The organism is Massilia sp. 9096, from assembly GCF_000745265.1.
In the GTDB taxonomy this organism is placed as follows: Bacteria; Pseudomonadota; Gammaproteobacteria; order Burkholderiales; family Burkholderiaceae_D; genus Telluria.
This window is the reverse complement of sequence record NZ_JQNN01000001.1, coordinates 204,427-228,860: the sequence shown is the minus strand read 5'-3', so window position 1 is coordinate 228,860 and position 24,434 is coordinate 204,427. Positions and strand designations below refer to the sequence as shown.

The window sequence follows — 24,434 nt, the reverse complement described above, 5'->3', positions numbered from 1 at the left end:
CGCCATGGATACACAACACCTCACCGGCCGCGTCGCCGTCGTCACCGGCGGCGGCCGCGGCATGGGCCGCGAAATGACGCTGACGCTGGCCCGCGCCGGCGCGCGCGTGATCGCCACCGCCGCCAGGGAAAGCGCGCAAGTCGAGCGCGTCGCCTTTGACGCCAACGCGGAATGCGGCGAGGAACGCGTGCTGGCGCTGCAGGCCGACGTCGGCGCGCCCGCCGACTGCGAGCGCGTGGCCGCGCTGGCGATGTCGCGCTGGGGGCGCCTGGACATCCTCGTCAACAACGCCGGGCGCGGCATGAAATACGTCAGCGAGCGCTTCCTGACCGAGCCGACGCGCTTCTGGGAAGTCGAGCCGGACACCTGGCGCATGGTCATCGACACCAACGTCAACGGCCCGTTCCTGATGGCGCGCGCCGTCGTGCCGCACATGCTGGCCGGTGGCTGGGGCCGCATCGTCAACATCTCGATGAACCACGACACCATGCGCCGCCGCGGCTTCTCGCCCTACGGCCCGTCCAAGGCGGCGCTGGAGTCGGAAACCGTGATCTGGGCGCAGGACCTGGAAGGCAGCGGCATCACCGTCAATGCCCTGCTGCCCGGCGGCGCCACCGACACCGGCATGATCCCGCCCGGCCTGCCGCAGGAGGTGCGTTCCAAGCTGCTGCGCGCCGACATCGTCGCGGCCCCGCTGCTGTGGCTGGTGTCGCCCGAGGCCGACCACGTCAACGGCGTGCGCCTGACGGCCGACCGCTGGAGCCTCGAGGATCCGGCCAACGCCCTGGAAGATGCCGGCTGGAGCCGGCGCTGAGCGCACATGCGCTGAAATGAGATAAACGATTTATGACGATGCACCATGCACGCCGGCTGGCCGGCCAGCTGATCATGATCCGCCTGTTCGGCACCGCGCTGGACGCCGACACGGCCGCTTTCATCCGCGCCAACGGCATCCGCGGCGCCTGCCTGTTCCGCCAGAACATGACGGACGCGGCGCAACTGACCGGCTTCACCGGCGCGCTGCGCGAGGCGATGGGGCCGCAGGCATTGATCGCGCTCGACCAGGAAGGCGGTGCCGTGGTGCGCGCACTGTGGGTGCCGCCGCCGCCGTCGGCCATGGCGCTGGGCGCGGCCGACGATGCCCAACTGGCGCACGAGGTCGGCGCGGCGGTGGCGCGCGCGCTCGCGGCGATGGGGTTCAACTGGAACTTCGCGCCGGTGCTGGACCTGAACAACAACCCGCTCAATCCGGTCATCGCCGAGCGCTCGTTCGGCGCCGATCCGGAGCGCGCCGGCGCGCTGGCCCAGGCCTGGATGGACGGCAGCCTGGAGCAAGGCGTGGCCTGCTGCGTCAAGCACTTCCCCGGCCACGGCGACACCCACGTCGACTCGCACCGCGACCTGCCGACGGTGGCCAAGCCGCTGGCCGAGCTGGAGCGCTTCGAGTTCGCCCCGTTCCGCGCCGCCCTGCCGACGGCGCCCGCGCTGATGACCGCGCACATCGTCTATCCGGCGCTCGATGCGGCCAATCCGGCGACGATGTCGCGCCCGATCCTGCACGGCCTGCTGCGCGATCGATGGGGCTACGACGGCGTGATCATCACCGACGGCATGGACATGCACGCGATCGCGCACCGCTACGGCGTCGGCGAAGCGGCCGTGAACGCGCTGCTGGCCGGCGCCGACATGGTGATGGCGATCGGCAGCCGCGAAAGCCAGGAAGCGACGCTCGATGCGATCGCCGCGGCCATCGCCGACGGCCGCCTGCCGCTGGCCGAGGTCCAGCTGCGCCTGGAGCGCTTGGACCGCCTGGCCGCGCGCTATCCAGCGGCCGCCCGGCCTTACCTGACCGAGCCCGAGGATCGCGCGCTGATGGCGCAAGCCTGGCGCCGCGCCCTGAGCGCGCTGGGCCAGCCGCGGCGCCCCGCCGCGCGTGCGCGCGTGCGCCTGCTGGCGCGCCAGGACGTGGTCAGCGACGGCGTCTCGGAAGCGGGCGTGCCGGCAAGCGCGATCGCCGCGTCGCTCGGCAAGCTGTACGACGTCGAACTCGTCACGTTCCAGGACGCCGAGACCTTCGACTGGAGCGCACTGCCCATCGATGGCCGCTTCACGCTACTGGCATCGACCTCGCGCCGCCGCTACGGTCCGCATGCGCGCGCGACCTTCAAGCCCGATTTGCACCTGGCGCTGTGGAACCCCTACCAGGCGCTCGACATCGACGCACCGGCCCTGATGACCTACGGCTTCGCGCCGCCCGCGCTTGAGGCGGTCAACGCCTGGCTGGCCGGCGAGATCGAGGCCGACGGCCGCTGCCCGGTGCCCGGCTTTTGACAGCGCCGACCGCCACCCTGGCCGTCCGGCGGTAACGCATTGTAACGACCCATCCCGGACAGTCCGGCTTGCGTCACAATCGTCGCGCCCGGTGCTGCCGCTTTATGGCAAAATGCACGCTTTGATTATGTTGGCAAAATTGCCAACTATCATTTTTACGAACGTATCGGGGCCAGGATCAAACGGCCCCACCAATAGAGGATTTGACATGTCCCAGATTCGTCTTGCCCGCTTCGCCCTGATGCTCGCCGCCATCGGCCTGAACGCTGCCCCTGCCCTGACGCAGACCGCCGCCGCACAAGCATCGAAGAGCGCCACCATCCCGACCGCGCCGCAAGCCCCGGGTGCCGCGAATGGCGCCGCCCAGCCGAAGCCGGACGGCGTGCGTCCGGAACTGCTCAAGCTGCTCGATCCGGCCACGATCAAGCCGCTGATGGACGCCAAGAACTACACCGAAGTGCAGAGCCGCATCACCCAGGCCGACGCGATCGCGGACAAGACCCCGTATGAAACCTACGTGGTGAACCGCATGAAGCTGTCGCTGGGCACCGCGACCAACAACGAGCAGATGCAGCAGAGCGCCCTGGAAGCCGTGCTCGCCTCGGGCAAGCTGTCGGACGCCGAAAAGCCGAACTTCACGCTGGCGCTGGCGACCACCTACTACAACGCCAAGAACTATCCGAAGGCGATCGAGCTGTACAAGCAGCTGCAAGCCAGCGGCGTGAACACCGACCAGGTCAACAACGGCCTGATGCGTTCGTACTATTTCAGCGGCGACTACGCCACCGTGGTCAAGATGCAGGGCCCGCAGCTGGACGCCGAAGTCAAGGCCGGCAAGACCCCGGCCGACGCCGAACTGCGCATGTACGCATCGTCGGCCAACAAGGCCAAGGACGATGCCGCCTACATGCGCGGCCTGGAATTGCTCGCCACCTACTACCCGAACGACGACTACTGGAGCGACCTGATCAACCGCGCCGTGCTGCGCAAGGCCGGCTATGACCGCAGCTTCGACACCGACACGCTGCGCCTCGAATTCGCCGCGGTCAAGAAGATGTCGCCGGAGGTGTACACCGACCTGGCCGAACTGGCGCTGAAGGACGGTTTCCCGACCGAAGCCAAGAAGGTCATGGACGCCGGCTTCGCCGCCAACGTGCTCGGCACCGGTTCGGGCGCCGCCGCCGAGCGCCAGCTGCGCGACCGCGCCACCAAGGAAGCCGCCAGCGACGCCAAGAATATCGCCAGCGGCGAAGCCTCGGCCACCAAGTCGAAGACCGGCGCCGGCCTGGTCAACCTGGGCTGGGCTTACGTCACCATGGACCAGTTCGACAAGGGCATCCCCTTCATCGAGCAGGGTATCGCCAAGGGCAGCCTGAAGTCGACCGACGAAGCCAAGCTGCGCCTGGGCATGGCCTACGCGCGCGCGGGCCAGAAGGACAAGGCGATCCAGACCTTCCAGGGCGTCACCGGCAAGGGCGGCGCGGCCGACATCGCGCGCTGCTGGATCATCCTGCTGAACCACCCGAACACGGGCGGCGCTTCGGCCAGCTGATCTTCCTCAGCGACATCATCGAAGCGGTTCAGGTCTCGCGGCCTGAACCGCTTTTTTGTTATCAATGTTAGTTCCCTAACGCGCTGTTCCAATGCCCGGGCCGATAATCGGTCGATATCCCTATCGAAAGGCCGGCATGAGCACCGTACGCAAAGGGCAAGCGCCCGCCAAACTCAACCGCGACGAATTCCGCCTGGTTTTCTCGCGCAATTTCTTCAATCCCAGCTTCGAAAAAGTCGGCAAGGAACTCGCCGCGGTCGAGCAGGTGGCCTGGGAAAACTACGTCAATTCCGAGAAGTCGCCGGTCACCGTCAAGGCCGGGCCCGGCGCCGCCGATCCCGACTACGATCTCTCGGTCGAGTGGAAAGAAGCCAGCGACCGCCTGAAAGCCGCTGCCGCGCGCCAGATGGACCGCGACACCCAGAGCCGCGTCCTGATCATCTGCGCTTCGGCGCGCAACGACGGCAGCTGCCCGAGCGAGATCTCGAAAACCTGGCGCCTGTCCAAGCTGTGCGAGGAACTGCTGCTGGCCGAGGGTTTCGAGCCGGACCTGCTCGACCTCTCGCTGCTGACCTCCGACTACGACCGCCACATCCACCCGTGCAAGGCCTGCGCCTCGACCGCCATGCCGCTGTGCCACTGGCCGTGCAGCTGCTACCCGAACCACTCGCTCAACCAGAACAACGACTGGATGAACGAGATCTACGAGAAATGGGTGTCGGCGCATGGCGTGATCATCCTGACCCCGGTGTACTGGTACCAGGTGCCGGCCACGCTCAAGCTGATGATCGACCGCCTGGTCTGCGCCGACGGCGGCAACCCCGACCCCAGCTCGACCCACGGCAAGAAAGCCGAGGAGGCCAAGGCGCTCGAGGAAAACTGGGATTATCCGAAGCACCTGGCCGGCCGCGCCTACGGCCTGGTGGTGCACGGCGACGTGGCCGGCATCGAATCGACGCGGCGCTCGCTGTCCGACTGGCTCGACTGGATGGGCCTGATCTCGGCCAGCCCGACCTCGCAGCTGGACCGCTTCGTCGGCTATTACGGCTCGTACGCCGACAGCCACGAGACGCTGGACGAGGACACCGCTTTCCAGGAAGAAGTGCGCAACGTGGCGCGCGCGGTGGGCACGGCGGTGCGCGACATCCGCTCGGGCAAGTCGCTGCCGGCCAACCGCGGGATGGGCAATCCGCGCAAGAAGTAAGAGCCCGAAGTCAGCGCCGGAAGCCAGTGCCGGAAGCCGGCGCCGGGGCGACAAGGAGCAGGCGGTCCTTTTTTGGTATGATCTGCGCCTCGATCACGCCACCACCCTCCCGCCGATGTCGCCTCTCGCGCAGCTGATGCACAACCTGTCCGCCACCAGCCACCTGCCGCTGTACCAGCAGCTGCAGCGCGCGCTGCGCGAGCTGATCGAGCGCGGCGTGTACGGCCCGGCCGAGGCGCTGCCGGCCGAACGCCAGCTGGCCAGCGAACTCGACATCTCGCGCATCACCGTGCGCAAGGCCATCGACGGCCTGGTCGAGGAAGGCCTGCTGGTGCGCCGCCCGGGTTCGGGCAACTTCATCAACACCCGCATCGAAAAGAACTTCGCCAAGCTGACCTCGTTTTCCGAGGACATGCGCTCACGCGGCCGTACTCCGAAAAGCGTCTGGATCAAGCGCTCCGAAGGCACCGTGACGCCGGAAGAAGCGCTGCGCCTGCGCCTGTCGCCGGGCGCGCCGGTGTACCGCTTCAACCGGATCCGCTACGCCGACGACATGCCGATGTGCATCGAATACGCGACGATCGCCGCGTTTGCCCTGCCCTCGCTGGACGCGGTCGACAGCTCGATGTACGAGGCGCTGGAAGCGTCCGGCCACCGCCCCGTGCGCGCGCTGCAGCGCCTGTCGGCCCTGCTGCTCAACGCCGAGCAGGCCAGGCTGCTGCAATCGAAGGAAGGCGACGCCGGCCTGTGCGTCGAGCGCCTCGGCTTTTTGCGCGATGGCCAGGCGGTCGAGTTCTGCCGCTCCTACTTCCGCGGCGACATGTACGATTTCGTCGCCGAGCTGAGCGCCGTCTAGCATGGAGATCGCCATGGACATCGATGAGGCCACCCTGCAGGCGTCGCGCGAGTTCAACCGCAAGCTGGCGCACGCGCCGCGCTTCAAGGTCCGCAACCGCTTCACGCCGATGCTGATCCAGGCGCTGATGCGGCTGTCGCAGTTCAATGCCGACCGCAAGGTCGCGCGCGCCGGCATCCAGGTCGAATCGATGACCGCGACGATGGACGCCCTGCGCGTGCCGGTACGGGTACTGCGCCCGGCCGGTGCACCGCGCGGCGTGGTGCTGGACTACCACGGCGGCGGCTGGGTGATCGGCAATGCGCGCATGAACGACGCCCTGAACATGGCGCTGGTGCAGGCCTGCGGCGTGGCGGTCGTCTCGGTCGACTATCGGCTGGCCACCCGCGCGCCGATCCAGCACGTGATGGACGATTGCCTGGCGGCGGCGCGCTGGCTGTTGCAAGGCGGCCTTGGTGACAGCTTCGGCGGATTCGACGGCTTGCCGGTGTTCTTGGTCGGCGAATCGGCCGGCGGCCACCTCGCCGCGGCCACGCTGCTGCGCCTGAAAGCCTGGCCCGAACTGCTGGCGCGCATCGCCGGCGCGGTGCTCTACTACGGCGTGTACGACCTGGCCGGCACACCCAGCGTGCACAGCGCCGGCCCCGACACGCTGGTGCTGCACGGCCCCGGCATGGTCTCAAGCCTGCGCATGCTCACGCCCGGCTTGACCGACGCCGAGCGCCGCCAGGCGCCGCTCTCGCCCCTGTTCGGCGACCTGTCCGGCCTGCCGCCCGCGCTGCTGTTCGCCGGCCAGCTCGACCCGCTGCGCGACGACAGCATCGAAATGGCGGCGCGCTGGCGCACGGCCAACGCCCACGACGGCGCGCACGCCGACGCGCATGTCAACGTCCAGCTGCACCTGCTGCCCGAGGTGCCGCACGGCGTCATCCACTTCCCGATCCCGATGGCGCAGCGGATCACCGCGCGCACGCACGCCTGGATCGGCGCACGCATCGCCGCGCTGGCATCCACCTCACTTTCACCCTGACCAAGCCCATGACCCAACTGACCTACGAAGCCTACCTCGACGAAGTCGCCACCCTGCTCACCGAGCTCTACGACCTCGAGGACGAGGCCGCCATCAAGCTGGTGGTCGACGCCCAGGATGCCGAGTACTTTTCGCCGCACGACGACCACCCCGACATGCGCACCCTCACGCGCGCGCGCGAGGACGCGGTGGCGCTGTTCAAGGCCAAGCAAAACCGCGTCGCGACCCAGCAGCACCAGCAGAAACGCCAGCAGCAGGCGCGCTCGGCCGGGCCACAGGCGGGCAAGGCCAAGGGGCCGGGCCGGAAATAAGGCAACGATGCGTCGCCCTGCCTGTCTGCTCGCCTGCCTTTTCGCCTGCGCCGCCGGGCTGCAGTCCGGCGCCCAGGGGCAAGAGGCCGTGGACGCGTTGACGCGAGGCCAGCCGCAGGACGTGGCCGCTCTGATCGGGCGCATCGTCGACTGCAATCATTGGCGCGGCGAGGAAGGCTACGACGCCGATCGGAAAAAGGAAATCCGTGAAGCGCTGCGCGACCTGAAATGCGACCGGCTGGACCGCGACGAAGCTGTCGTGCGCAAGCGTTATCCGAACAACCGTAAAGTGAGCGCAGCCCTGGACAAGGCAAAAGACACAGTCCAGTGACCGCATCATCCCAGCTACCTCGATCGCATGCTACTTATCGCCTGGCTGTCCCTCCTGATCTGGCTCGTCCTGCTGTTCGCCCGCGGCGGCTTCTGGCGCGCGCGGCCGGCGCCGGCGCTGGCTGCGGCTGACATCGCGGCCGTCGGCCGCCCTGCGGCCTCGGGAAGCGGCGCCTGGCCGGCGCTGGTGGCGGTGGTCCCGGCGCGCAACGAAGCCGACGTCATCGGGCGCGCGGTCGGCTCGCTGCTGGCGCAGGACTATCCGGGCCTTTCCACGTCATCGTCGTCGACGACCACAGCACGGACGGTACCGCCGTTGCCGCCCAGGCCGAGGCGCGCGCACTCGGCCGCGCGGACCGCCTGAGCGTCTTGAAAGCCGAGCCGCTGCCGCCCGGCTGGTCGGGCAAGGTATGGGCGCAGTCGCAGGGTATCAAAGCGATCGAGACGCTCGGCCTGAAGGCCGATTTCCTGCTGCTGACCGACGCCGACATCCACCATCCGCGCGACGCCGCCGCCCAGCTGGTCGCGCGCACGATCCTGGAAGACCGCGACCTGGTGTCGCTGATGGTGCGCCTGCGCTGCGATTCGCCGTGGGAAAAGGCGCTGATCCCGGCTTTCGTGTTTTTCTTCGCCAAGCTGTATCCGTTCGCCTGGGTCGGCAACGTGAAAAAGGCGACGGCGGGCGCGGCCGGCGGCTGCATGCTGGTGCGGCGTGCGGCCCTGGTCGAAGCCGGCGGCATCGAATCGATCCGGCAAGAACTCATCGACGATTGCAGCCTCGCGGCGCGCATCAAGCATCGCCACGGCAAAGGGATGGCGCGCCCGATCCGGCTCGACCTGGCCGACGCGAGCGTGTCGCTGCGGCCCTACGATTCCTGGCGCGAGATCTGGAACATGATCGCGCGCACGGCGTTCACGCAATTGCGGTATTCGCCATTGCTTCTGGCGGGCACGCTGGTGGGCATGTTCGTGATCTACCTGGCGCCGCCGCTGTTCGCACTGGCTGGCCTGGCGCTGCACGCGCCGGCATGGCCGGCCTGGGCCGCGTGGCTGCTGATGGCCATCGCCTACGCCCCGATGCTGCGCTATTACCGCAGGTCGCTCCTGTGGGCGCCGCTGCTGCCGCTGATCGCGCTGTTCTACGTGAGCGCGACGTTCGGCTCGGCGCTGCGCTACTGGACCGGCAAGGGTGGGCAGTGGAAGGCGCGCGTGCAGGCGCCGACGCCGGGGCAGCGCTGATCCGCGCCCGTATCAGCCGGGTTGGCCGCCGTTGAGCCCGAGGTAGCGCCCGTCCGCATCGACGTGCGCCGGATCGACGTCCATTGCGCTGTCCGGTACGGCAGTCAGCTTGTTGAGGACGATGAAATCCATCGTCGCATAGGCATGCGCCAGGGTGTCGTCCTGTTCGGGCGCGTGCTGCGCATAGCGGTAGACTTTGATGGTCATCGGCAGTTCCTCCGGTCCGGCAATGCAAGAGTGGGCTTCTGACAGCCTACCATTGAAAGGCGGAAATGACCGTCAACGTTCAGATCGCCGTCAAGCCGCCATCGATCGCCAGCTGGTGCCCGGTGACGAACGAGGCCTGCGACGAGCATAGCCACAGCGCCGCGTTGGCGACTTCCGACGCATCGGCGATGCGGCCCATCGGGTGCGCGGCCTTGAGCTTCTTGTCGCGGCCCGGCTCGCGCTCGAGCATGCGCGCGAGCAGCGGGGTTTTCACGGCGCCCGGGCACAAGCTGTTGATGCGGATGCCATCCTTGGCGTATTCCACGGCCGCGGTCTTGGTCAGGCCGACCACGGCGTGCTTGGACGCCGAATAGATCGCGCGGTTGGGGGCGGCGACCAGGCCGCCAACGTCGGCCACGTTGACGATCGTGCCGCCGCCTTCCTGCTTGAGCATCTGGCGCAGCTGGGCGCGCATGCACAGCCAGACGCCCTTGACGTTGACGCCCATGATGCGGTCGAACTGCTCGTCCTCGCCTTCGGCCAGCGGCAGGTATTCTTCCTCGGTGGCGGCGCCGTTGACCGCGCAATCGATGCGGCCGTAGTGCGCGACCGCCTTGTCGACCAGCGCCTCGACTTCGGCCGCCACCGTCACGTTGGTCTTCACGAACAGCGCCTTGCCGCCCGCCTCGACGATCAGCGCCGCCGTCATGTGGCCGCCGTCCACCGACGTGTCCGCCACGACGACGCTGGCGCCGGCGCGCCCGAACGCCAGCGCCGTCGCGCGTCCGATCCCGCTCGCGGCGCCGGTCACCAGCGCCACTTTGCCGGCGAACGCGGGTTCACTCGGCGTTGCCTTGGTCATGCCCTTCATCATGCTTCCTTTACAATATCCCGACGCAATGTTTGCTGCATAAAAGCAATGCTGCTCATAGGCAACATCATAGCGTCAGGACCGGGCATTGACCAGTTTTCGAGGGCTCGGCGTTGCTCATCTGTTGCTTTTCAGGGCTTCATCTTCGATTTGTCGCCCGCCATCACGACCGACATCCTGGATGGATCGATCGCCTTGCGGAATGCGGCGTTCAACTGCGGCAGCGTCACCGCCATCAAACGGCGCTCGAAGTCGGCCGACCATTCGAAAGTACGGTCGCGATACAGGTAGGACGTCCAGCCGGCCGCCAGTGCGCCGTCTTCGGCCCGGTTCTGGATGCGCTGCTGCATCAGACCCGACTTTGCTCCCGTGAGTTCCGCCGCGGTAAAGCCATCCTTGAGCACGCGCGCCAGTTCTTCGCGCACGTCGGCGTCGACCCGGGCCAGGTTCTGCGGCGCAGCGATCGCGCTGATCGCGAACAGGCCGGCGCGGTCGATGTCGCCCGGCGCCAGGTTGGAACCGCCGCCGTAGGACAGGCCATCCTTCTGGCGGATGCGGTCCATCAGGCGTGATTTCAGCCCGCCGCCGCCGAAGATGTAATCGGCCAGCATCAGCGCCGGATAGTCCGGGTCTTCGACGTTCAGGTCGAGGTTCATGCGCGCCGTATAAAAGCCGTTTTCCTTGTCGGGCGTGTTCAGCACTTCATGGATCGGCTTGACGTCGGCGAACTTGCGCGTCACCGGCGCCACGTGCATCGGGGCTTTCCACTGGCCGAACAGCGAGTCGATCAGCGGCACGATGGTGCCGGCATCGAAGTCGCCGACGACCGCCATCTCGGCCGGCACCGTGCCGTAGAAGTCGCGGTGGAAGGCTTTCACCTGCTCGAGCGTGGCGCCCTTGAGGTCGGCGACGTCTTCCGCGAGCGTGGTTTCATGACGGATATCGCCCTTCGGATACAGATCGAAGTGTTCGTTGAGCGCGCGCGAGGCCACCGTGGTCGGCTCGCTGCGGCTGGCGTCGAGCCCGACCAGCGATTGCTGGCGCAGCTGCTCGAATTCGTTGGCCGGGAAGCTCGGCTCCTTGAGCACGTGGGCCACCAGCTTGAGCGCTTCCGGCAGGTTTTCGCGCGTGGTCTGGAAATGCGTCAGGCTGCCGGCGATTTTCAGCTTGTCGAAGGCGTCGGCCAGCTGCACGCGATTGTACTGGGTGGTGCCGCGCATCAGCATGGCGGCGGTCAGGCCCGGGAGCGCGCCCTTGCCGAACAGATTCTGCTCGTCGCCGAAGTGCTGGCGCAGGTCGACCGTCACGGTCTGGCCGCGGTTTTTCTTGGGCAGCAGCGCCAGTTTCACGCCGCCCGCGGTCGTCAAGGTCGTGCGCTTCATGATGTTGGCCTGGGTCGGATCGAAGTCCTCGGCGCTCAAGCTCGACGCTTGCGGCTTGAAGTCCTTGAGCAGGCTGGCGACTGCCGGGGCCGGCGGCACGGTCGCGCGCTGCGGATTCTCGTCCGGCAGGAAGGTGCCGGTCGTGCGGTTGTCGCGCTTGAAGTAGCGCGCCGACGCCGCCGCGACCTGGTCGGCCTTGATGGTCGAGACGCGGTCGCGCCCGACGAAGAACAGGCGCCAGTCGCCCAGCGCGATCTCTTCGGACAGCGCCAGGCCGACCTGCTGCGGATCGTCCAGGCTGCGTTCGATGCTGTTCAGGTAGCCGCGCCGGGTACGTTCCATTTCCTCCGGCGTGGGCGGGTTCTTGGCGAAGCTTTCGACCGCATCGGTCAAGGCTGCGCGTACCGGCTCGATCGGCTCGCCCTTCTTGATCACGGCGCCGAAGTACTGCAGGCCGGGCGCGTAGCCGGTCTGGCCGAAGGCGAACACGTCGCTGGCCTTGCCGCTGTCGACCAGCAGGTGGTGCAGGCGGCCGGTGGGCGAATCGCCCAGGATGGTCGAGGCGAAGCTGAGCAGGTCGGAATCGTCGTGCAGGCTCGAGGGCACGTGATACGCCACCGCGACGATCTGGACGTCGCCCTGGCGCCGCACCGTGAAGCTGCGGTCGCCGTCCTGGGTCGGCTCGACGGTCCAGAACTCGGGCAGCTTGCGCGTCGGTTTCGGGATCGCGCCGAACAGCTTGCCGATCGTGCGCAGGGTCTGGTTCGCGTCGAACTTGCCCGCCACCAGCAGCACCGCGTTGTCGGGCTGGTAATACTGGTGGTAGAAGTTCTGCAAGTTGCTGATCTTGACGTTCTCGATGTCGCTCTTGTTGCCGATGGTCGAGCGGCCGTAGGCGTGCCAGTCGTAGGCGACGCTTTGCATGCGCTTCATCAAGACCGACGTCGGCGAGTTCTCGCCGTTTTCGTATTCGTTGCGCACGACCGTCATCTCGGAATCGAGATCCTTCTTGGCGATGAAGGAATGGGTCATGCGGTCGGCTTCCATCTGCAGCGCCCAGTCGAGGTTGTCCTGGGAGGCCTGGAAGACTTCGTAGTAGTTGGTGCGGTCGAACGACGTCGTGCCGTTGAACTGCATGCCGCGGTCCTGGAACTGGCGCGTGATGTCCGGATGCTTGGGCGAACCCTTGAACATCATGTGCTCGAGCAGGTGGGCCATGCCGGTTTCGCCGTAGTTCTCGAAGCGCGAGCCGACCAGGTAAGTCACGTTGACGGTGATCGTCGGGCGCGAGGAATCCGGGAACAGCAGCACTTTCAAGCCGTTCGGCAGGCGGTATTCGGTGATGCCTTCGACCGAGGGGCCGAGGGTGACGCCTTTGGGGAGCGTTGCAGTGGGCGGCGCGGTGGGCGCGTCGCCGGCCCAGGCCTGGGTCAAGGTTGCGCAGGATACAGCCGTAACGACGGCATAGGCGGCCAGGCCGCGCTGGAAAAACCTCAAGCTCATGTGACTTCGTCCGTTATGTCTTGAAGGACATGGTAACAGACGAAGACATGGCGAGACTTAGGGCCCGCTTACCCGCGGGGCTTGCGTCACTGCTCGCCGTCGGGTTCGTCGATCACGACCAGGTCGCCGACGTGATGCTTGTGCATGAGCAGGGCCGCGCCCTGCACGGTTTCGTCGCGCGTACAGCAGACTGTGTCCAGGGTGCAAAGTTTCCCGACTTCCATCTCGACCTCCGTGTGCGGACGATCATGCTTTCGCAGGCAGGTGATAGGAGTTTGTGTCAGATCAAAGTCGTCGTGCTTAGGGAGGCATCAGCGACGCAGGCGCCGCTCACGCAGCCGGTTTCTTGTCGCCGGGTGGCGGGGGAACGACAGTGGCGTCGTCGATGATTTGCAGGTCGTTGTCCTTGGCGAAATTCACCACGAAGTGGTAAGCCAGCGGCTCGACATTCTTGATCGCGTTGTTCACCACGACGGCTTTGACGCCGTTCATGACGGTCGGGTAGACGTAGGGCGAGAACTGCATGTAGGCATTGCGGCCGCCGCTGCCTTCGGGACGAAAGCACGACATGACCCCGCACAGACGCTCGGCCCAGTCGCTCGGGCGGAATTGCCGCCCCTGACTTGTGACGCCGAGGATGACGAACTCGTCGGCGTGTTCCTTCCCGTTTTGCGGTGACTCGGCCATAGTGCAGCGTACTGAAACATGAAGCGTGGATGAGAACGACCTGGGTATTATATCTTATAGAAGACCTGCGGACGAGACCTGTCTAGGAGACATGAACTTAGTGACAACTAAGTGCATGTCTCCGTGCGGTTCAGCCCAGCAAGACCGCGCCCGAGAGCAGCAGCAGGAGCAGCATCCATAATAACAGTGCGCGCCAGACCAGGCCGACGGTGCTTTGCAACGCGCGCACGCTCGGTTCCTCGCCCGGCAGCACGTCGGCCTCGGCGCTGGACAGGTCGACCGTGGCCGCGTCCGGGGTCACGTAGCGCGATGCGGTCTCCAGCGGAGTGCCGAGGCGCACACCCATGGCGCCGCCGCCGGCGGCCAGGATGATGCCTTTCGACTCGTCGCTCCAGCGATGGGCGAAATTGCGCCAGGCATAGATCGCGTCCTCGAAATTGCCGACCACGGCAAAGGCGATCGCGGTCAGGCGCACCGGAATCCAGTCGATCCAGTAAAACGCGCGCGCGGCGAATTCGCCGAACGCTTCGTTGCGCATGTGGTCCGGCTCGTTCCACGCGCGCGCGAGGTATTCCGAGACCCGGTACATGACGGCGCAGGCCGGGCCGAGCGGCATCAGGAACCAGAAGAACACGCCGAATACATTGCGGTGGGTCGTGATCAAGGACTTTTCGACGGCCAGGCGTGCGATTTCGCCGCTGTCCATGCCGACGGTGTCGATCTTGGCCCACTCGGCCAGCAAGGTGCGCGCCGTGGCGTCGTCGCCGGCGTTCAGGGCGAACTGGATCGTCGTGAAATAGTGGCTGTAGTGGCGGAAACCCAGCGTCAGGTAGACGATCAGGATGTTCCAGGCGAAGGCCGCGAAGACCCAGCCGTAGTGCAGCAGGACGCCGTAGATCAGCGCGGTCGGCAGCATCAGGCCGCCGACCATGAGGAACCAGCCGAGCCGGCCGTTGCTGGCGTGGCCGGCGTTGAACCAGGCCTCGATGCGCATCGCGAAGCGCTTGATCTCGGCGTAGATCTGGTTATCTGCGCGCAGCGGTTTCAGCTGTTCGATCAGCAGCGCGCACAGAATGGAAAAGAAGGTCATGCACGGTCCTTGGTATCGAGCGCGTCGGGCGCGCTTGCTTTATTGCCATACTTCATTTCCCGCTACGATAGCGCAGAGGACCGAGAGAAGCAATGGACCGGTGACCGGCACGCTGGCGACGCCGCGCGGGTAGCGCGCCAGCGCTGTTCAAGCCCGCAGCAAGTGGAACAGGTTGCGCAGCATCCCCGCCGTCGCGCCCCAGATGAAGAAGCGCTCGTAAGGCATCGCATAAAAGCTGCGCCGCCCGGCGCCGTTCGGCAGCTCGAAGGACATGCGCTGGTGGTTCATGCCGTCCATCAGGAAGGACAGCGGCACCTCGAAGATCTCGGCGACTTCGTTCGATTCTGCCGTCAGCTCGAACGGCGGCTGCACCAGGCCGACGATCGGCTGGACCAGGTAGCCGGAGGCGGTGACGTGTTCGGGCAAGGCGCCGATGATCTCGACGTGGCGCCGGTCCAGGCCGATCTCTTCCTCGGTTTCGCGCAGCGCGGTCTCGACCGGCGAGGCATCGCTCTCTTCCGTGCGGCCGCCGGGAAAGCTGACCTGGCCGGGGTGGGCGCTCAGGTGCGCGGTGCGCTGGGTCAGCAGCATCGTCAGCCCGAACGGACGCTCGACGATCGGCACCAGCACGGCGGCGTGGCGCAGGTTCGGAAAACGTTCGCGCAAGTCTTCCGGCAGTTCCGGCTCCCAGGCCGGCGGACGGGCCAGGCGCTCGCGCAGCCAGTCCGGGCTCAGGCGTTCGTGTGACAAAGCCGGTTCGCCCGCGATGGCGTCGACGGGCAAGCGCTGGGGATCGATGTGCAGTTTTGCCAAAAGACAGACTCCAAAAGAAAAAGGCATCCCGGAGGATGCCCTTTCATACCACATTTTGCTGAACGAGCTCGATGAGCTTGAGTCCCATTGCCAGGAACCAGCCCGTCGAATCGGCAATTACTCAGCAGCAGCGGCAGCGACCTTGCGGTTCGGCAGTTTTTCTTTGATACGTGCCGATTTGCCCGAACGCTCACGCAGGTAGTACAGCTTCGCACGACGCACGTCACCACGACGCTTGACTTCGATCGAAGCGATCAGCGGCGAGTACAGCTGGAAAGTACGCTCGACGCCTTCGCCCGACGAGATCTTGCGAACGATGAAGTTCGAGTTCAGGCCGCGGTTACGACGCGAGATGACGACGCCTTCGTATGCCTGGGCGCGCTTGCGGTTGCCTTCGACGACGTTGACGCTGACCACGACGGTGTCGCCCGGTGCGAAATCAGGGATGTTGCGGCCGAGGCGCGCGATTTCTTCTTGCTCGAGTTGCTGGATCAGATCCATTTGGGACTCCTGTAGCCATCTTGCCGGCGCTGTACTGGTTGCCCGGTAGAGGATGGGGTTGAACATGCGGACTTGCGTCCGCCTTTAAATGGCAGGCCCTTCCAGGCTTGCCAAAAACTTTTCGTCGGCCTTGGTGAGCAGACCGGCGCTGCGCGCCTTGTCCAGCAGGTCAGGCCGTTTCTTCGCGGTCGCCTCCAGCTGTCGCTGGCGGCGCCACTTCATGATCTCGGCGTGGTTGCCACCCATCAGCACGGGCGGCACGGCCTCGCCTTCGTAGACTTCCGGACGCGTGTAATGCGGCGAATCCAGCAAGCCGTCGACGAACGAGTCTTCGACCGCCGAGGCATCGTCGCCCAATACGCCGGGGATGTGCCGCACCACCGCATCCATCAGCGCCATCGCCGGCAACTCGCCGCCGGACAGCACGAAATCGCCGAGCGAGATTTCCTCGTCGATGACGCGGTCGAGCAGGCGCTGGTCGACCGCTTCGTAACGGCCGCACAGGACGACGAGACCGGGCTCGTCCTTCAGGGCCATCACGCGTTCGTGCGTCAGCGGTTTGCCTTGCGGCGACATGAACACCACCCGCGGCGCGGGCAGCCCCAAGTCGATCTGGCGCTGCTTTGCCGCATTGATCGTCGCTTCGAGCGGCCTGGCCAGCATCACCATGCCGGGACCGCCGCCATAAGGGCGATCGTCCACGGTACGATGACGGTCGGTCGTGAAATCGCGCGGATTCCAGATCGACAACTGCCACAAGCCCTGCTCGTGCGCGCGCCGGGTCACCCCGGACTGCGTCAACGCGGCAAACATTTCGGGAAACAAGCTCACGACGTCAAACTGCATCGGGACCTCGCTTCATGCGGACCGGGTCAATAATCGAGTCCCCAGTCCAGGGTAATGCGTTTCTGCTGCAGGTCGACCGTCTTGACGAAGGCATCGACGAACGGCACGAGACGCTCCTCGGCCTTGGCCTCCGGCGCGTCCGGGTCCGCACTCGGCTCGACTGCCGGCAGAATGCGCAGGATCGATTGCGGTCCATTGCTCATCATGTCGATGACCTTGCCCAGGGCTTCGCCCTGCAGGTTCACCGCATCCAGACCGATCAGATCGGTCCAGTAATACTCGTCTTCCGGCAATGCCGGAAAGTCGCCCCGCGATACCTGCACCGTCGCGCCCTTGAGCGCTTCGGCCACGTCCCGTTCGGTGACGTCGACCAGCGTCGCGGTGATGTCCCCGCTGTGCTGCTTGGCCATGCGCACCTGGACGGGGCGCAGGGTCGGCTTGTCGAGCCACCAGGTCTTGACGCTCAGCAGCGCATCCGCGTCCGTCGAATGCGGCGTCACGCGGATGCCGCCCCGGAGCCCGTAGGCGCCGGTGATGTAGCCGACCTGGATCAGGTCGGCGGGTACGTCTGCTGAATCGGTCAAACTGACTTACCTTGTGCTTAGGCAGCTGCCTTTTGCGAAGCGACCAGGCGGGCAACGGTCGGCGACAGCTGTGCGCCAACGCCTTGCCAGTAAGCCAGACGCTCAGCGGTGATGCTCAGGCCTTGTGCGGCGCCCGAAGCCATCGGGTTGTAGAAGCCGATGCGCTCGATGAAGCGGCCGTCGCGACGGTTGCGCGAATCGGTTGCGACGATGTTGTAGAACGGGCGCTTCTTGGCACCACCACGAGCTAAACGAATAACGACCATAATATTTCCAAAAGTTGTATTGGACGGAGAAAGCCGGCGATTATAGCGCGCCATGCCGCATGAGGGCAAGCGTTAACCTACGAACCAGCAAACCTGGGCGCGCGGTCCGGCCGAATTGCGCATTATCGCTGATTTAATCCCGCAGCGCTACCTGCTCGCACGGCCACCGCTGCCAGGGAACGCGAAATCAGGTGCGAGCCCAGGCGTTTTCGCCGATACTGGCGTGCCCTTTACACAACAACAATCCGCATCCGACATCGCGCATAAGACATCGAACAAGACATCAATGAAGCGACACAAGAACAAGACCCTCGCCACCGCCCTCGCCTTCCTGCTCGGCGCGGTCGGCGCGCACCGTTTCTACCTCAAGGGCAGCGTCGACCGGCTCGGCCTGCTGCATGTCTGCAGCCTGCCGCTCGCCGGCATCATCTACGGGGTCGGCCGCGGCCCGAATCCGTTCTGGGTGCTGCTGCCGATCCTGGTGTCCACGATCGTCGCCCACATCGAGGCGCTGGTGATCGGCCTGACACCGGACGAGAAATGGGACGCCGCCTACAACGCCGGCACGGCCCACGCGTCGCGCTCGCACTGGGTGCTGGTGCTGCTGCTGGTGCTGACGATGCTGGTCGGCGCCACCCTGCTGATCGCCACCATCTCGCGCCTGTTCGACCTGCTGTTCACGGGCGGCGCCTTCGGCTGAGCGGTTTCACGGCGCGTCCTGAGCCGCGTCACAAGCCGCTATTGTTCCAGCCGTAGCGCCGCACCTGGGTCGGCGCCATGCCGGTGACGATCACGATTTCGCGGTGCGCCGCCAATTCCAGCGTGGCCGGGTCGCCGGTGAAGCGCGTGACTTTTTCCTTGTCGATCACGTAGAAAGTCGAGGCGCCCGGCAAGCCGGCGACCGCGCTCGCGCCCAAGGGCTGGCCCCACCGGCGAAGAACTGCGCCAGCGTGAAATTCCTTTCCTTGTGGGTCTCGATGTGGACCACCCCGGAGCCGTCGTGCGTGTGCATCTCGTAGTCGCAGGCGCCCAGCGCGGACAGCATCGCCAGAGTGATCGTCATCTGCAGCACACTGCTCGGCTTCATCGAAAACATCGTCGCTCCTCGGTCAAAGATGAGCGATTCTAGTCATCGCGGGTAAGCGGGAAGGTTAAGGAAGCTCAAGTGCGGGCCCATGCGCGCAAAGCGGTCTGCATGGCACAACAATTTGCCGGAGGAGACTTCGCCGGATGACGAGCGATGGGGAAAATGCGGCGGCACCGATGCATGCGGTCAATAAAAAGGCTGTGTTCGCGTTAGTTAAGTGAACCAAACGGCGTTGCCGAAGTCTTACGCATTGTCGAGTTAGCCCATCGGGAGTGACGATGCAACGGCCCACCTTCAGCGAATTGTTCGCCCTGCTTTCTGGCGCAACATTGTCCAGCAGCGAGCTGGCGCAATTGCGCGCCTGGATCGCCGGCATCCGCGACCCGACCGAGTGCCTGGCGCTGGTCGAAGCGGCCGCGGCAGGCCGGCCCTGTCCGCATTGCAGCGCTGTGCGGCTGCACCGCTGCGGCCGCGCCAGCGGCTTGCAACGGTTTCGCTGCCTCGGCTGTGCCCGCTCTTTCAATGCCCTCACCGGCACGCCGCTGGCGCGGCTGCGCAAGCGCGAGCGCTGGCTGCCCTATCTCCAGTGCATGCTCGAGTCGCGTACCGTACGCCAGGCCGCGCGCGACACCGGCGTGCACCGAACCACGAGTTTTCGCTGGCGCCACCGGTTCGGACCGGGCGCCGCGCGCCATCGGCCGTCGACGTTGTCGGCGATCGTCGAAGCCGACGAAACCTATCGCCTCGAATCGCAAAAGGGCGCGCGCCAGTTGACGCGTCCGCCCCGGCGACGCGGCGGCGCGGCCAGCCGGCGCGGCATCAACCGCGAGCACGACTGCCTGCTGGTGGTGCGCGATCGCAGTGGGCTTACGCTGGACTTTCATACCGGCCGCGGTCCCGTGACGGCAGCACAATTGCGCTCGCGCCTGACACCCGTGCTTTCTCCAGACGTGCTCTTGATCAGCGACAGTGCAGCGGCGTATGCCCGCTTCGCCGCCGAGACCGGGATCACGCACGCGCCCGTCAACCTGCGCGCGGGCCGGCGTGCACGCGGCGCGATCCATCTCCAGAACGTCAATGGTTGGCACAGCCGTTTCAAAAGCTGGCTGATGCGCTTCAAGGGTGTCGCCAGTCGTTACCTGGCGAACTATTCCGGCTGGCAGCGGCTACTCGATGCACACGAATTGGAGACACCAGCGCAATGGCTGTGTGCTGCGGTACGTCAAGCTCAGTCAAGGTAGGCTAAAACGTCGACTTAACGCGAACACAGCCAATAAAAAAGCGGCCCGCAGGCCGCTTCGTCCGCCAGCGCCAGGCGCCGCTCAGAACTGCTCGACGTCCAGCGCCAGCACGCCTGCGCTGCCCGCCACGATCGCATGGCGCAAGCCGTCCGCCTGCGCCAGCACGTGGTCGGCGAAAAAGCGCGCGGTGGCGATCTTGGCGCGGTAGAAAGCGGCGTCGCCTTCGCCGGCATCGAGCTTGCGCCGTGCCGCCAGGGCCGCGCGCGCCATCTGCCAGCCGCCCAGTACGATGCCGGCCAGCTTCAGGTACGGCACGCTGCCGGCGAACACGGCGCGTGGATCGGCTTTGGTGTTGGCCACGACAAACTCCACCACGGCGGCCAGGGCGGCGGCGCCCTGCTCCAGCTGGGCGCCGATTGCGCCGAGGTCGGCCCCATGCGCGCCGCCCTGTGCATCGCCCAGCGCCGCCGCGGTGGCGCGCACCTGTTCGATCAGCGACCGGGCCACCGCGCCGCCGTCGCGCACGGTCTTGCGCCCGACCAGGTCGTTGGCCTGGATCGCGGTCGTGCCTTCGTAGATGGTCAGGATCTTGGCGTCGCGGTAGTGCTGGGCAGCGCCGGTCTCCTCGATGAAGCCCATGCCGCCATGCACCTGCACGCCGTCGCGCGCGACCTGCTCGCTCATCTCGGTCGACCAGCCCTTGATGATGGGGACCAGGTATTCGTACAGCGCCAGGTTTTCCTTGCGCGCCGCCTCGTCGGGGTGATGGTGGGCCAGGTCGGACAGGGACGCGCCCACGTACGCGAGCGCGCGCGCGGCTTCCGTTTTCGAACGCATCGACATCAGCATGCGGCGCACGTCCGGGTGGTTGATGATCGCCACCGGGCCGCTCGAGCCTTCGACCGCGCGCGACTGCACGCGCTCCTTGGCAAAAGCGGCGGCTTGCTGGTAGGCGCGCTCGGCCAGGCCGACGCCCTGCATGCCGACGCCGAAGCGGGCCGCGTTCATCATGATGAACATGTACTCGAGGCCGCGGTTTGCTTCGCCGACCAGGGTGCCGATCGCGCCGCCGCCGTCGCCGAACTGCAGCACCGCGGTCGGGCTGGCCTTGATGCCGAGCTTGTGCTCGATCGAGACGCAATGCACATCGTTGCGCTCGCCCAGGGAACCGTCGTCGTTCACCATGAACTTCGGCACGATGAACAGCGAGATGCCCTTCACCCCCGGCGGCGCATCCGGCGTGCGCGCCAGCACCAGGTGAATGATGTTCTCGGCCATGTCGTGCTCGCCGTAGGTGATGTAGATCTTGGTGCCGAACACTTTATAGGTGCCATCGCCTTGCGGCACCGCACGCGTGCGCACCGCCGCCAGGTCGGAACCGGCTTGCGGCTCGGTCAGGTTCATGGTGCCGGTCCACTGGCCCGTGATCAAAGGCTCGATGTAGCGCGCCTTTTGTTCATCGGTGCCGGCGGTCAGCAGCGCCTCGATCGCGCCATCGGTCAGCAGCGCCACCAGGGCGAACGCCAGGTTGGCGCCGTGCAGCATCTCGATGCACGGCGTCGCGACCAGCTTGGGCAAGCCCTGGCCGCCGAATTCCGACGGGTGCTGCACGCCCTGCCAGCCGGCGTCGGCAAAGGCGCGGAAGGCTTCCTTGAAGCCCTTGGAAGTGGTGACCTGGCCGTCGTGCCAGAAGCTCGGCGCCTTGTCGGCCGGATGGTTCAGCGGGGCGATGACTTCGCCGCAGAACCTGGCGTTTTCTTCCAGCACCGCCTCGACGGTGTCCGGGGTCGCATCTTCGCAGCCGGGCAGCTGGTTGATCTCGTTCAGATTGGCCAATTCGTTCATCACGAACAGCATGTCTTTCAGGGGGGCGTTGTAGCTCACGGGGGTCTCCTCGTTCTTCAGTTTACGTAAACGTCAAACACAAGGCGCAAAAAAGGCGGAAACCCTTGTCGCGCGATGGCACGCCGGCATGGATTCCCGCCTGCGCGGACGCCGCTCCCGGCGACACCGGGCAACGGCATGTTTGACCCAGGTGGACGGGCATGCAACCCACCTGGAGGCCGATCAGCCCAGTTCCTTGACCAGCTGCGGGACGACCTCGAACAGGTCGCCGACCAGCCCGTAGTCGGCCACCGAGAAGATCGGCGCCTCCGGGTCCTTGTTGATCGCGACGATGGTCTTGGAATCCTTCATGCCGGCCAGGTGCTGGATGGCGCCCGAGATGCCGACCGCGATGTACAGCGTCGGCGCGACGATCTTGCCGGTCTGGCCGACCTGCCAGTCGTTCGGCACGTAGCCGGCGTCGACGGCTGCGCGCGAGGCGCCCATGGCGGCGCCCAGCTTGTCGGCCAGCGGCTCCAGGATCTTGAAGTTGTCGCCCGAACCCATGCCGCGGCCGCCCGAGACGACGATCTTGGCGCCGGTCAGTTCCGGACGGTCCGACTTGGCCAGTTCGCGGCCCACGAACGACGACTTGCCCGAATCGGCCACGGCGCCCACGGTTTCCACCGCAGCCGAACCACCCTCGGTCGCGGCGGCGTCGAAGCCGGTGCCGCGCACGGTGATCACCTTGACGTTATCCGTCGATTGCACGGTGGCGATCGCGTTGCCGGCGTAGATCGGACGCTCGAAGGTATCGGGCGAATCGACCTTGGTGATTTCCGAGATCTGCGCCACGTCCAGCTTGGCGGCCACGCGCGGCAGCACGTTCTTGCCGAAGGCCGAAGCCGGGGCCAGGATGTGCGAGTACGGGGCGGCCACGGCCAGGATCTGCTCGGCGACGTTTTCGGCCAGGCCATCGGCGAAATGCGGCGCATCGGCGACCAGCACTTTCGAAACGCCGGCGACCTTGGCGGCTTGCTCGGCGACGGCGCCGCAATTGCTGCCGGCGACCAGGATGTGAACTTCGCCGCCGCACTGGGCGGCCGCGGTCACGGTGTTCAGGGTCACGCCTTTCAGCGTGGCGTTGTCGTGTTCTGCAATGACGAGTGCGACCATGATGTGTCCTTGATATTCTTTATTAGATGACCTTGGCTTCGGTGCGCAGCTTCTGCACCAGGGTCGCGACGTCCGGCACCATGACGCCGGCCGAACGCTTGGCCGGCTCGGCGACCTTGACGGTCTTCAGGCGCGGGGCCACGTCGACGCCCAGGTCTTCCGGCTTGACGTTTTCCAGAGGCTTTTTCTTGGCCTTCATGATGTTCGGCAGGGTGACGTAGCGCGGCTCGTTCAGGCGCAGGTCGGTGGTGACGATGGCCGGCAGGCTCAGCGCCACGGTTTCCAGGCCGCCGTCGACTTCGCGTGTCACGGTGACCTTGCCGTCTTCCAGCACGACTTTCGAAGCGAAGGTCGCTTGCGGCCAGCCCAGCAGCGCAGCCAGCATCTGGCCGGTCTGGTTCGAATCGTCGTCGATCGCCTGCTTGCCGAGGATGATCAGCTGCGGCTGTTCCTTGTCGGCCAGGGCCTTGAGCACCTTGGCCACGCCCAGCGGTTCGATTTCCGGGCCGGTCTCGACCAGGATGCCGCGGTCGGCGCCGATCGCCATCGCGGTGCGCAGGGTTTCCTGGGCCTGGGTCACGCCACAGGTCACCGCCACGACTTCGGTCACCTTGCCGGATTCCTTCAGACGGGTCGCCTCTTCCACGGCGATCTCGTCGAACGGGTTCATCGACATTTTGACGTTGGCGATATCGACGCCGCTGCCGTCGGACTTGACGCGGACCTTGACGTTATAGTCGACCACGCGCTTGACGGGTACCAGGACTTTCATAGTGTGCCTTTGAAAATGGAGTGAATCTGACCAAAATGCTCCGAATTATAAGAGCAAAACTGCTTCAACACAGAATTAAAGCACGATCGTGCGATTTCTGTGCGGTTTTACTTTAGAGGGAGGCCCCTAATCGTGCGACGCCACATGGCGGCCACAAAACAAACGGGGCAGCCATGAAGCTGCCCCGTCGGGTGTTGTTTCACTACTTGATCAGTTGGCAACGCCAGTCTTGCGCCGGCGCGGTAAAACGATTGCTCGAACGCTCGTGCTGGGGCCGCTTATTTGCGCCGAAGCCAGAAGGTGAATTCGCCGTTGAGGACGGTGTGCGCCAGCAGCGCATTGCCGGTCTGCTTGGCAAAAGCCTGGAAGTCGCGCACCGAACCGGTGTCCGTTGCGACGATGCGCAACACTTCGCCACTGGCGAGTTCGGCCAGCGCCTTCTTGGCCTTGAGGATCGGCAGCGGGCAGTTCAAGCCACGCGCATCGAGATCCTTGCGGATTTCGATGGTGCCGGTGTCGATTGTAGTTTCGCTCATCGATTGCCTGCTAAATGGTGGGGCAGATGCCCGCATAGTACTCCAATTACAGGATTATGACGCGCCGCACCAAAATATGGTACATATGTTGCGTTGTAACAACGGCAAGCTATTGACCAACCGAAACTTAGCTTGACGACATTGAAAAGGCCGGAGTGGTTGACGCTGTTGCGCCACCTACCCCGGCCTATCCTC

General features: G+C 65.8%; 27 protein-coding genes and 1 pseudogene. 11 read left to right on the top strand and 17 right to left on the bottom strand.

Going from position 1 to position 24,434, the window contains the following annotated elements; genetic code table 11:
* Positions 1–4 precede the first annotated feature (4 nt).
* The 9 genes and pseudogenes from FA90_RS01030 to FA90_RS00990 all read left to right on the top strand — a co-directional run bounded on the left by FA90_RS01030 (position 5) and on the right by FA90_RS00990 (position 8,853).
* Positions 5–814 (top strand): SDR family NAD(P)-dependent oxidoreductase, encoded by an 810-nt coding sequence (locus FA90_RS01030; RefSeq protein WP_036164946.1) that lies wholly within the window; start codon positions 5–7, stop codon positions 812–814.
* A gap of 32 nt (positions 815–846) precedes the next feature.
* Positions 847–2,331, top strand: coding sequence for a glycoside hydrolase family 3 protein (locus FA90_RS01025; RefSeq protein ID WP_036164944.1), 1,485 nt, complete (start codon positions 847–849; stop codon positions 2,329–2,331).
* Between the two features lie 208 nt (positions 2,332–2,539).
* The gene (locus FA90_RS01020) at positions 2,540–3,883 is read left to right on the top strand and encodes a tetratricopeptide repeat protein (RefSeq protein ID WP_036164942.1); all 1,344 of its coding nucleotides are present in this window, start codon (positions 2,540–2,542) and stop codon (positions 3,881–3,883) included.
* A gap of 136 nt (positions 3,884–4,019) precedes the next feature.
* Positions 4,020–5,087, top strand: a complete 1,068-nt coding sequence (locus FA90_RS01015; RefSeq protein ID WP_036164940.1) for a flavodoxin family protein — start codon at positions 4,020–4,022, stop codon at positions 5,085–5,087.
* Between the two features lie 115 nt (positions 5,088–5,202).
* Entirely contained in the window at positions 5,203–5,943 is a 741-nt protein-coding gene (locus FA90_RS01010; protein WP_036164938.1) for a GntR family transcriptional regulator, read from the top strand.
* Between the two features lie 13 nt (positions 5,944–5,956).
* A complete protein-coding gene (locus FA90_RS01005) occupies positions 5,957–6,973 on the top strand; it encodes an alpha/beta hydrolase (RefSeq protein ID WP_036173552.1) in 1,017 nt (338 codons plus the stop codon).
* An 8-nt stretch (positions 6,974–6,981) separates the two neighbouring features.
* The gene (locus FA90_RS01000; protein WP_197065221.1) at positions 6,982–7,284 is read left to right on the top strand and encodes a hypothetical protein; all 303 of its coding nucleotides are present in this window, start codon (positions 6,982–6,984) and stop codon (positions 7,282–7,284) included.
* 7 nt (positions 7,285–7,291) lie between these two features.
* Entirely contained in the window at positions 7,292–7,615 is a 324-nt protein-coding gene (locus FA90_RS00995; protein ID WP_051971299.1) for a hypothetical protein, read from the top strand.
* A 27-nt stretch (positions 7,616–7,642) separates the two neighbouring features.
* Positions 7,643–8,853: pseudogene (locus FA90_RS00990) on the top strand (glycosyltransferase).
* 12 nt (positions 8,854–8,865) lie between these two features.
* Here FA90_RS00990 and FA90_RS00985 read toward each other — a convergent pair.
* The 11 genes from FA90_RS00985 to rpsP form a co-directional block, all read right to left on the bottom strand.
* Entirely contained in the window at positions 8,866–9,060 is a 195-nt protein-coding gene (locus tag FA90_RS00985; protein ID WP_036164936.1) for a hypothetical protein, read from the bottom strand.
* Positions 9,061–9,139: 79 nt separating this feature from the next.
* Positions 9,140–9,922, bottom strand: coding sequence for an SDR family oxidoreductase (locus FA90_RS00980; RefSeq protein ID WP_036173545.1), 783 nt, complete (start codon positions 9,920–9,922; stop codon positions 9,140–9,142).
* Between the two features lie 140 nt (positions 9,923–10,062).
* Positions 10,063–12,816 carry a pitrilysin family protein gene (locus FA90_RS00975; protein ID WP_036164934.1) on the bottom strand — a complete coding sequence of 918 codons (2,754 nt, stop codon included), beginning with the start codon at positions 12,814–12,816 and terminating at the stop codon, positions 10,063–10,065.
* An 86-nt stretch (positions 12,817–12,902) separates the two neighbouring features.
* Positions 12,903–13,040 (bottom strand): hypothetical protein, encoded by a 138-nt coding sequence (locus FA90_RS25365; RefSeq protein WP_239700469.1) that lies wholly within the window; start codon positions 13,038–13,040, stop codon positions 12,903–12,905.
* Between the two features lie 106 nt (positions 13,041–13,146).
* Positions 13,147–13,503: a DUF3579 domain-containing protein gene (locus FA90_RS00970; RefSeq protein WP_036164932.1), complete on the bottom strand. Its 357-nt coding sequence runs from the start codon at positions 13,501–13,503 to the stop codon at positions 13,147–13,149.
* Positions 13,504–13,633: 130 nt separating this feature from the next.
* Positions 13,634–14,593, bottom strand: coding sequence for a CobD/CbiB family protein (locus FA90_RS00965; RefSeq protein WP_036164930.1), 960 nt, complete (start codon positions 14,591–14,593; stop codon positions 13,634–13,636).
* A 147-nt stretch (positions 14,594–14,740) separates the two neighbouring features.
* Complete coding sequence (locus FA90_RS00960; RefSeq protein WP_051971298.1) at positions 14,741–15,433, bottom strand: CoA pyrophosphatase; 693 nt, start codon at positions 15,431–15,433, stop codon at positions 14,741–14,743.
* A 90-nt stretch (positions 15,434–15,523) separates the two neighbouring features.
* Positions 15,524–15,907: a 50S ribosomal protein L19 gene (gene rplS / locus FA90_RS00955; protein WP_036164923.1), complete on the bottom strand. Its 384-nt coding sequence runs from the start codon at positions 15,905–15,907 to the stop codon at positions 15,524–15,526.
* 84 nt (positions 15,908–15,991) lie between these two features.
* Positions 15,992–16,753 carry a tRNA (guanosine(37)-N1)-methyltransferase TrmD gene (trmD, locus tag FA90_RS00950; protein WP_036164920.1) on the bottom strand — a complete coding sequence of 254 codons (762 nt, stop codon included), beginning with the start codon at positions 16,751–16,753 and terminating at the stop codon, positions 15,992–15,994.
* Positions 16,754–16,779: 26 nt separating this feature from the next.
* Positions 16,780–17,337 (bottom strand): ribosome maturation factor RimM, encoded by a 558-nt coding sequence (rimM, locus tag FA90_RS00945; protein ID WP_036164917.1) that lies wholly within the window; start codon positions 17,335–17,337, stop codon positions 16,780–16,782.
* 17 nt (positions 17,338–17,354) lie between these two features.
* Positions 17,355–17,603, bottom strand: coding sequence for a 30S ribosomal protein S16 (gene rpsP / locus FA90_RS00940; RefSeq protein ID WP_036164914.1), 249 nt, complete (start codon positions 17,601–17,603; stop codon positions 17,355–17,357).
* A 286-nt stretch (positions 17,604–17,889) separates the two neighbouring features.
* Here rpsP and FA90_RS00935 point away from each other — a divergent pair, with 286 nt between their 5' ends.
* Complete coding sequence (locus tag FA90_RS00935; protein ID WP_036164910.1) at positions 17,890–18,303, top strand: NINE protein; 414 nt, start codon at positions 17,890–17,892, stop codon at positions 18,301–18,303.
* A gap of 28 nt (positions 18,304–18,331) precedes the next feature.
* Here FA90_RS00935 and FA90_RS26090 read toward each other — a convergent pair whose 3' ends face one another.
* Together FA90_RS26090 and FA90_RS00930 are read right to left on the bottom strand one after the other, a co-directional pair.
* Entirely contained in the window at positions 18,332–18,472 is a 141-nt protein-coding gene (locus FA90_RS26090; RefSeq protein ID WP_156116530.1) for a hypothetical protein, read from the bottom strand.
* The gene (locus tag FA90_RS00930; RefSeq protein ID WP_036164907.1) at positions 18,469–18,699 is read right to left on the bottom strand and encodes a hypothetical protein; all 231 of its coding nucleotides are present in this window, start codon (positions 18,697–18,699) and stop codon (positions 18,469–18,471) included. The genes FA90_RS26090 and FA90_RS00930 overlap by 4 nt, the downstream gene beginning before the upstream one ends.
* A 269-nt stretch (positions 18,700–18,968) precedes the next feature.
* Between FA90_RS00930 and FA90_RS00925 the strand changes: the two genes are divergently transcribed.
* Positions 18,969–19,931, top strand: a complete 963-nt coding sequence (locus FA90_RS00925) for an IS1595 family transposase (RefSeq protein WP_036164905.1) — start codon at positions 18,969–18,971, stop codon at positions 19,929–19,931.
* 81 nt (positions 19,932–20,012) lie between these two features.
* Here the strand turns inward: FA90_RS00925 and FA90_RS00920 are convergent, their stop codons facing one another.
* The 4 genes from FA90_RS00920 to FA90_RS00905 form a co-directional block, all read right to left on the bottom strand.
* Positions 20,013–21,815: an acyl-CoA dehydrogenase gene (locus FA90_RS00920; RefSeq protein ID WP_036164902.1), complete on the bottom strand. Its 1,803-nt coding sequence runs from the start codon at positions 21,813–21,815 to the stop codon at positions 20,013–20,015.
* Positions 21,816–21,998: 183 nt separating this feature from the next.
* The gene (locus FA90_RS00915; protein ID WP_036164898.1) at positions 21,999–22,931 is read right to left on the bottom strand and encodes an electron transfer flavoprotein subunit alpha/FixB family protein; all 933 of its coding nucleotides are present in this window, start codon (positions 22,929–22,931) and stop codon (positions 21,999–22,001) included.
* Between the two features lie 22 nt (positions 22,932–22,953).
* Positions 22,954–23,703 (bottom strand): electron transfer flavoprotein subunit beta/FixA family protein, encoded by a 750-nt coding sequence (locus FA90_RS00910; protein ID WP_036164895.1) that lies wholly within the window; start codon positions 23,701–23,703, stop codon positions 22,954–22,956.
* A gap of 278 nt (positions 23,704–23,981) precedes the next feature.
* Positions 23,982–24,239, bottom strand: a complete 258-nt coding sequence (locus FA90_RS00905) for a sulfurtransferase TusA family protein (protein WP_036164892.1) — start codon at positions 24,237–24,239, stop codon at positions 23,982–23,984.
* Between the last annotated feature and the right edge of the window lie 195 nt (positions 24,240–24,434).

Bases quoted from the DNA above. Each gene is read 5' to 3' on its own strand.
- FA90_RS01030 (WP_036164946.1), top strand. From the start codon at position 5: ATGGATACACAACACCTCACCGGCCGCGTCGCCGTCGTCACCGGCGGC.
- FA90_RS01025 (WP_036164944.1), top strand. From the start codon at position 847: ATGACGATGCACCATGCACGCCGGCTGGCCGGCCAGCTGATCATGATC.
- FA90_RS01020 (WP_036164942.1), top strand. From the start codon at position 2,540: ATGTCCCAGATTCGTCTTGCCCGCTTCGCCCTGATGCTCGCCGCCATC.
- FA90_RS01015 (WP_036164940.1), top strand. From the start codon at position 4,020: ATGAGCACCGTACGCAAAGGGCAAGCGCCCGCCAAACTCAACCGCGAC.
- FA90_RS01010 (WP_036164938.1), top strand. From the start codon at position 5,203: ATGTCGCCTCTCGCGCAGCTGATGCACAACCTGTCCGCCACCAGCCAC.
- FA90_RS01005 (WP_036173552.1), top strand. From the start codon at position 5,957: ATGGACATCGATGAGGCCACCCTGCAGGCGTCGCGCGAGTTCAACCGC.
- FA90_RS01000 (WP_197065221.1), top strand. From the start codon at position 6,982: ATGACCCAACTGACCTACGAAGCCTACCTCGACGAAGTCGCCACCCTG.
- FA90_RS00995 (WP_051971299.1), top strand. From the start codon at position 7,292: ATGCGTCGCCCTGCCTGTCTGCTCGCCTGCCTTTTCGCCTGCGCCGCC.
- FA90_RS00985 (WP_036164936.1), bottom strand. From the start codon at position 9,060: ATGACCATCAAAGTCTACCGCTATGCGCAGCACGCGCCCGAACAGGAC.
- FA90_RS00980 (WP_036173545.1), bottom strand. From the start codon at position 9,922: ATGACCAAGGCAACGCCGAGTGAACCCGCGTTCGCCGGCAAAGTGGCG.
- FA90_RS00975 (WP_036164934.1), bottom strand. From the start codon at position 12,816: ATGAGCTTGAGGTTTTTCCAGCGCGGCCTGGCCGCCTATGCCGTCGTT.
- FA90_RS25365 (WP_239700469.1), bottom strand. From the start codon at position 13,040: ATGGAAGTCGGGAAACTTTGCACCCTGGACACAGTCTGCTGTACGCGC.
- FA90_RS00970 (WP_036164932.1), bottom strand. From the start codon at position 13,503: ATGGCCGAGTCACCGCAAAACGGGAAGGAACACGCCGACGAGTTCGTC.
- FA90_RS00965 (WP_036164930.1), bottom strand. From the start codon at position 14,593: ATGACCTTCTTTTCCATTCTGTGCGCGCTGCTGATCGAACAGCTGAAA.
- FA90_RS00960 (WP_051971298.1), bottom strand. From the start codon at position 15,433: ATGCCTTTTTCTTTTGGAGTCTGTCTTTTGGCAAAACTGCACATCGAT.
- rplS (WP_036164923.1), bottom strand. From the start codon at position 15,907: ATGGATCTGATCCAGCAACTCGAGCAAGAAGAAATCGCGCGCCTCGGC.
- trmD (WP_036164920.1), bottom strand. From the start codon at position 16,753: ATGCAGTTTGACGTCGTGAGCTTGTTTCCCGAAATGTTTGCCGCGTTG.
- rpsP (WP_036164914.1), bottom strand. From the start codon at position 17,603: ATGGTCGTTATTCGTTTAGCTCGTGGTGGTGCCAAGAAGCGCCCGTTC.
- FA90_RS00935 (WP_036164910.1), top strand. From the start codon at position 17,890: ATGAAGCGACACAAGAACAAGACCCTCGCCACCGCCCTCGCCTTCCTG.
- FA90_RS00930 (WP_036164907.1), bottom strand. From the start codon at position 18,699: ATGTTTTCGATGAAGCCGAGCAGTGTGCTGCAGATGACGATCACTCTG.
- FA90_RS00925 (WP_036164905.1), top strand. From the start codon at position 18,969: ATGCAACGGCCCACCTTCAGCGAATTGTTCGCCCTGCTTTCTGGCGCA.
- FA90_RS00915 (WP_036164898.1), bottom strand. From the start codon at position 22,931: ATGGTCGCACTCGTCATTGCAGAACACGACAACGCCACGCTGAAAGGC.
- FA90_RS00910 (WP_036164895.1), bottom strand. From the start codon at position 23,703: ATGAAAGTCCTGGTACCCGTCAAGCGCGTGGTCGACTATAACGTCAAG.
- FA90_RS00905 (WP_036164892.1), bottom strand. From the start codon at position 24,239: ATGAGCGAAACTACAATCGACACCGGCACCATCGAAATCCGCAAGGAT.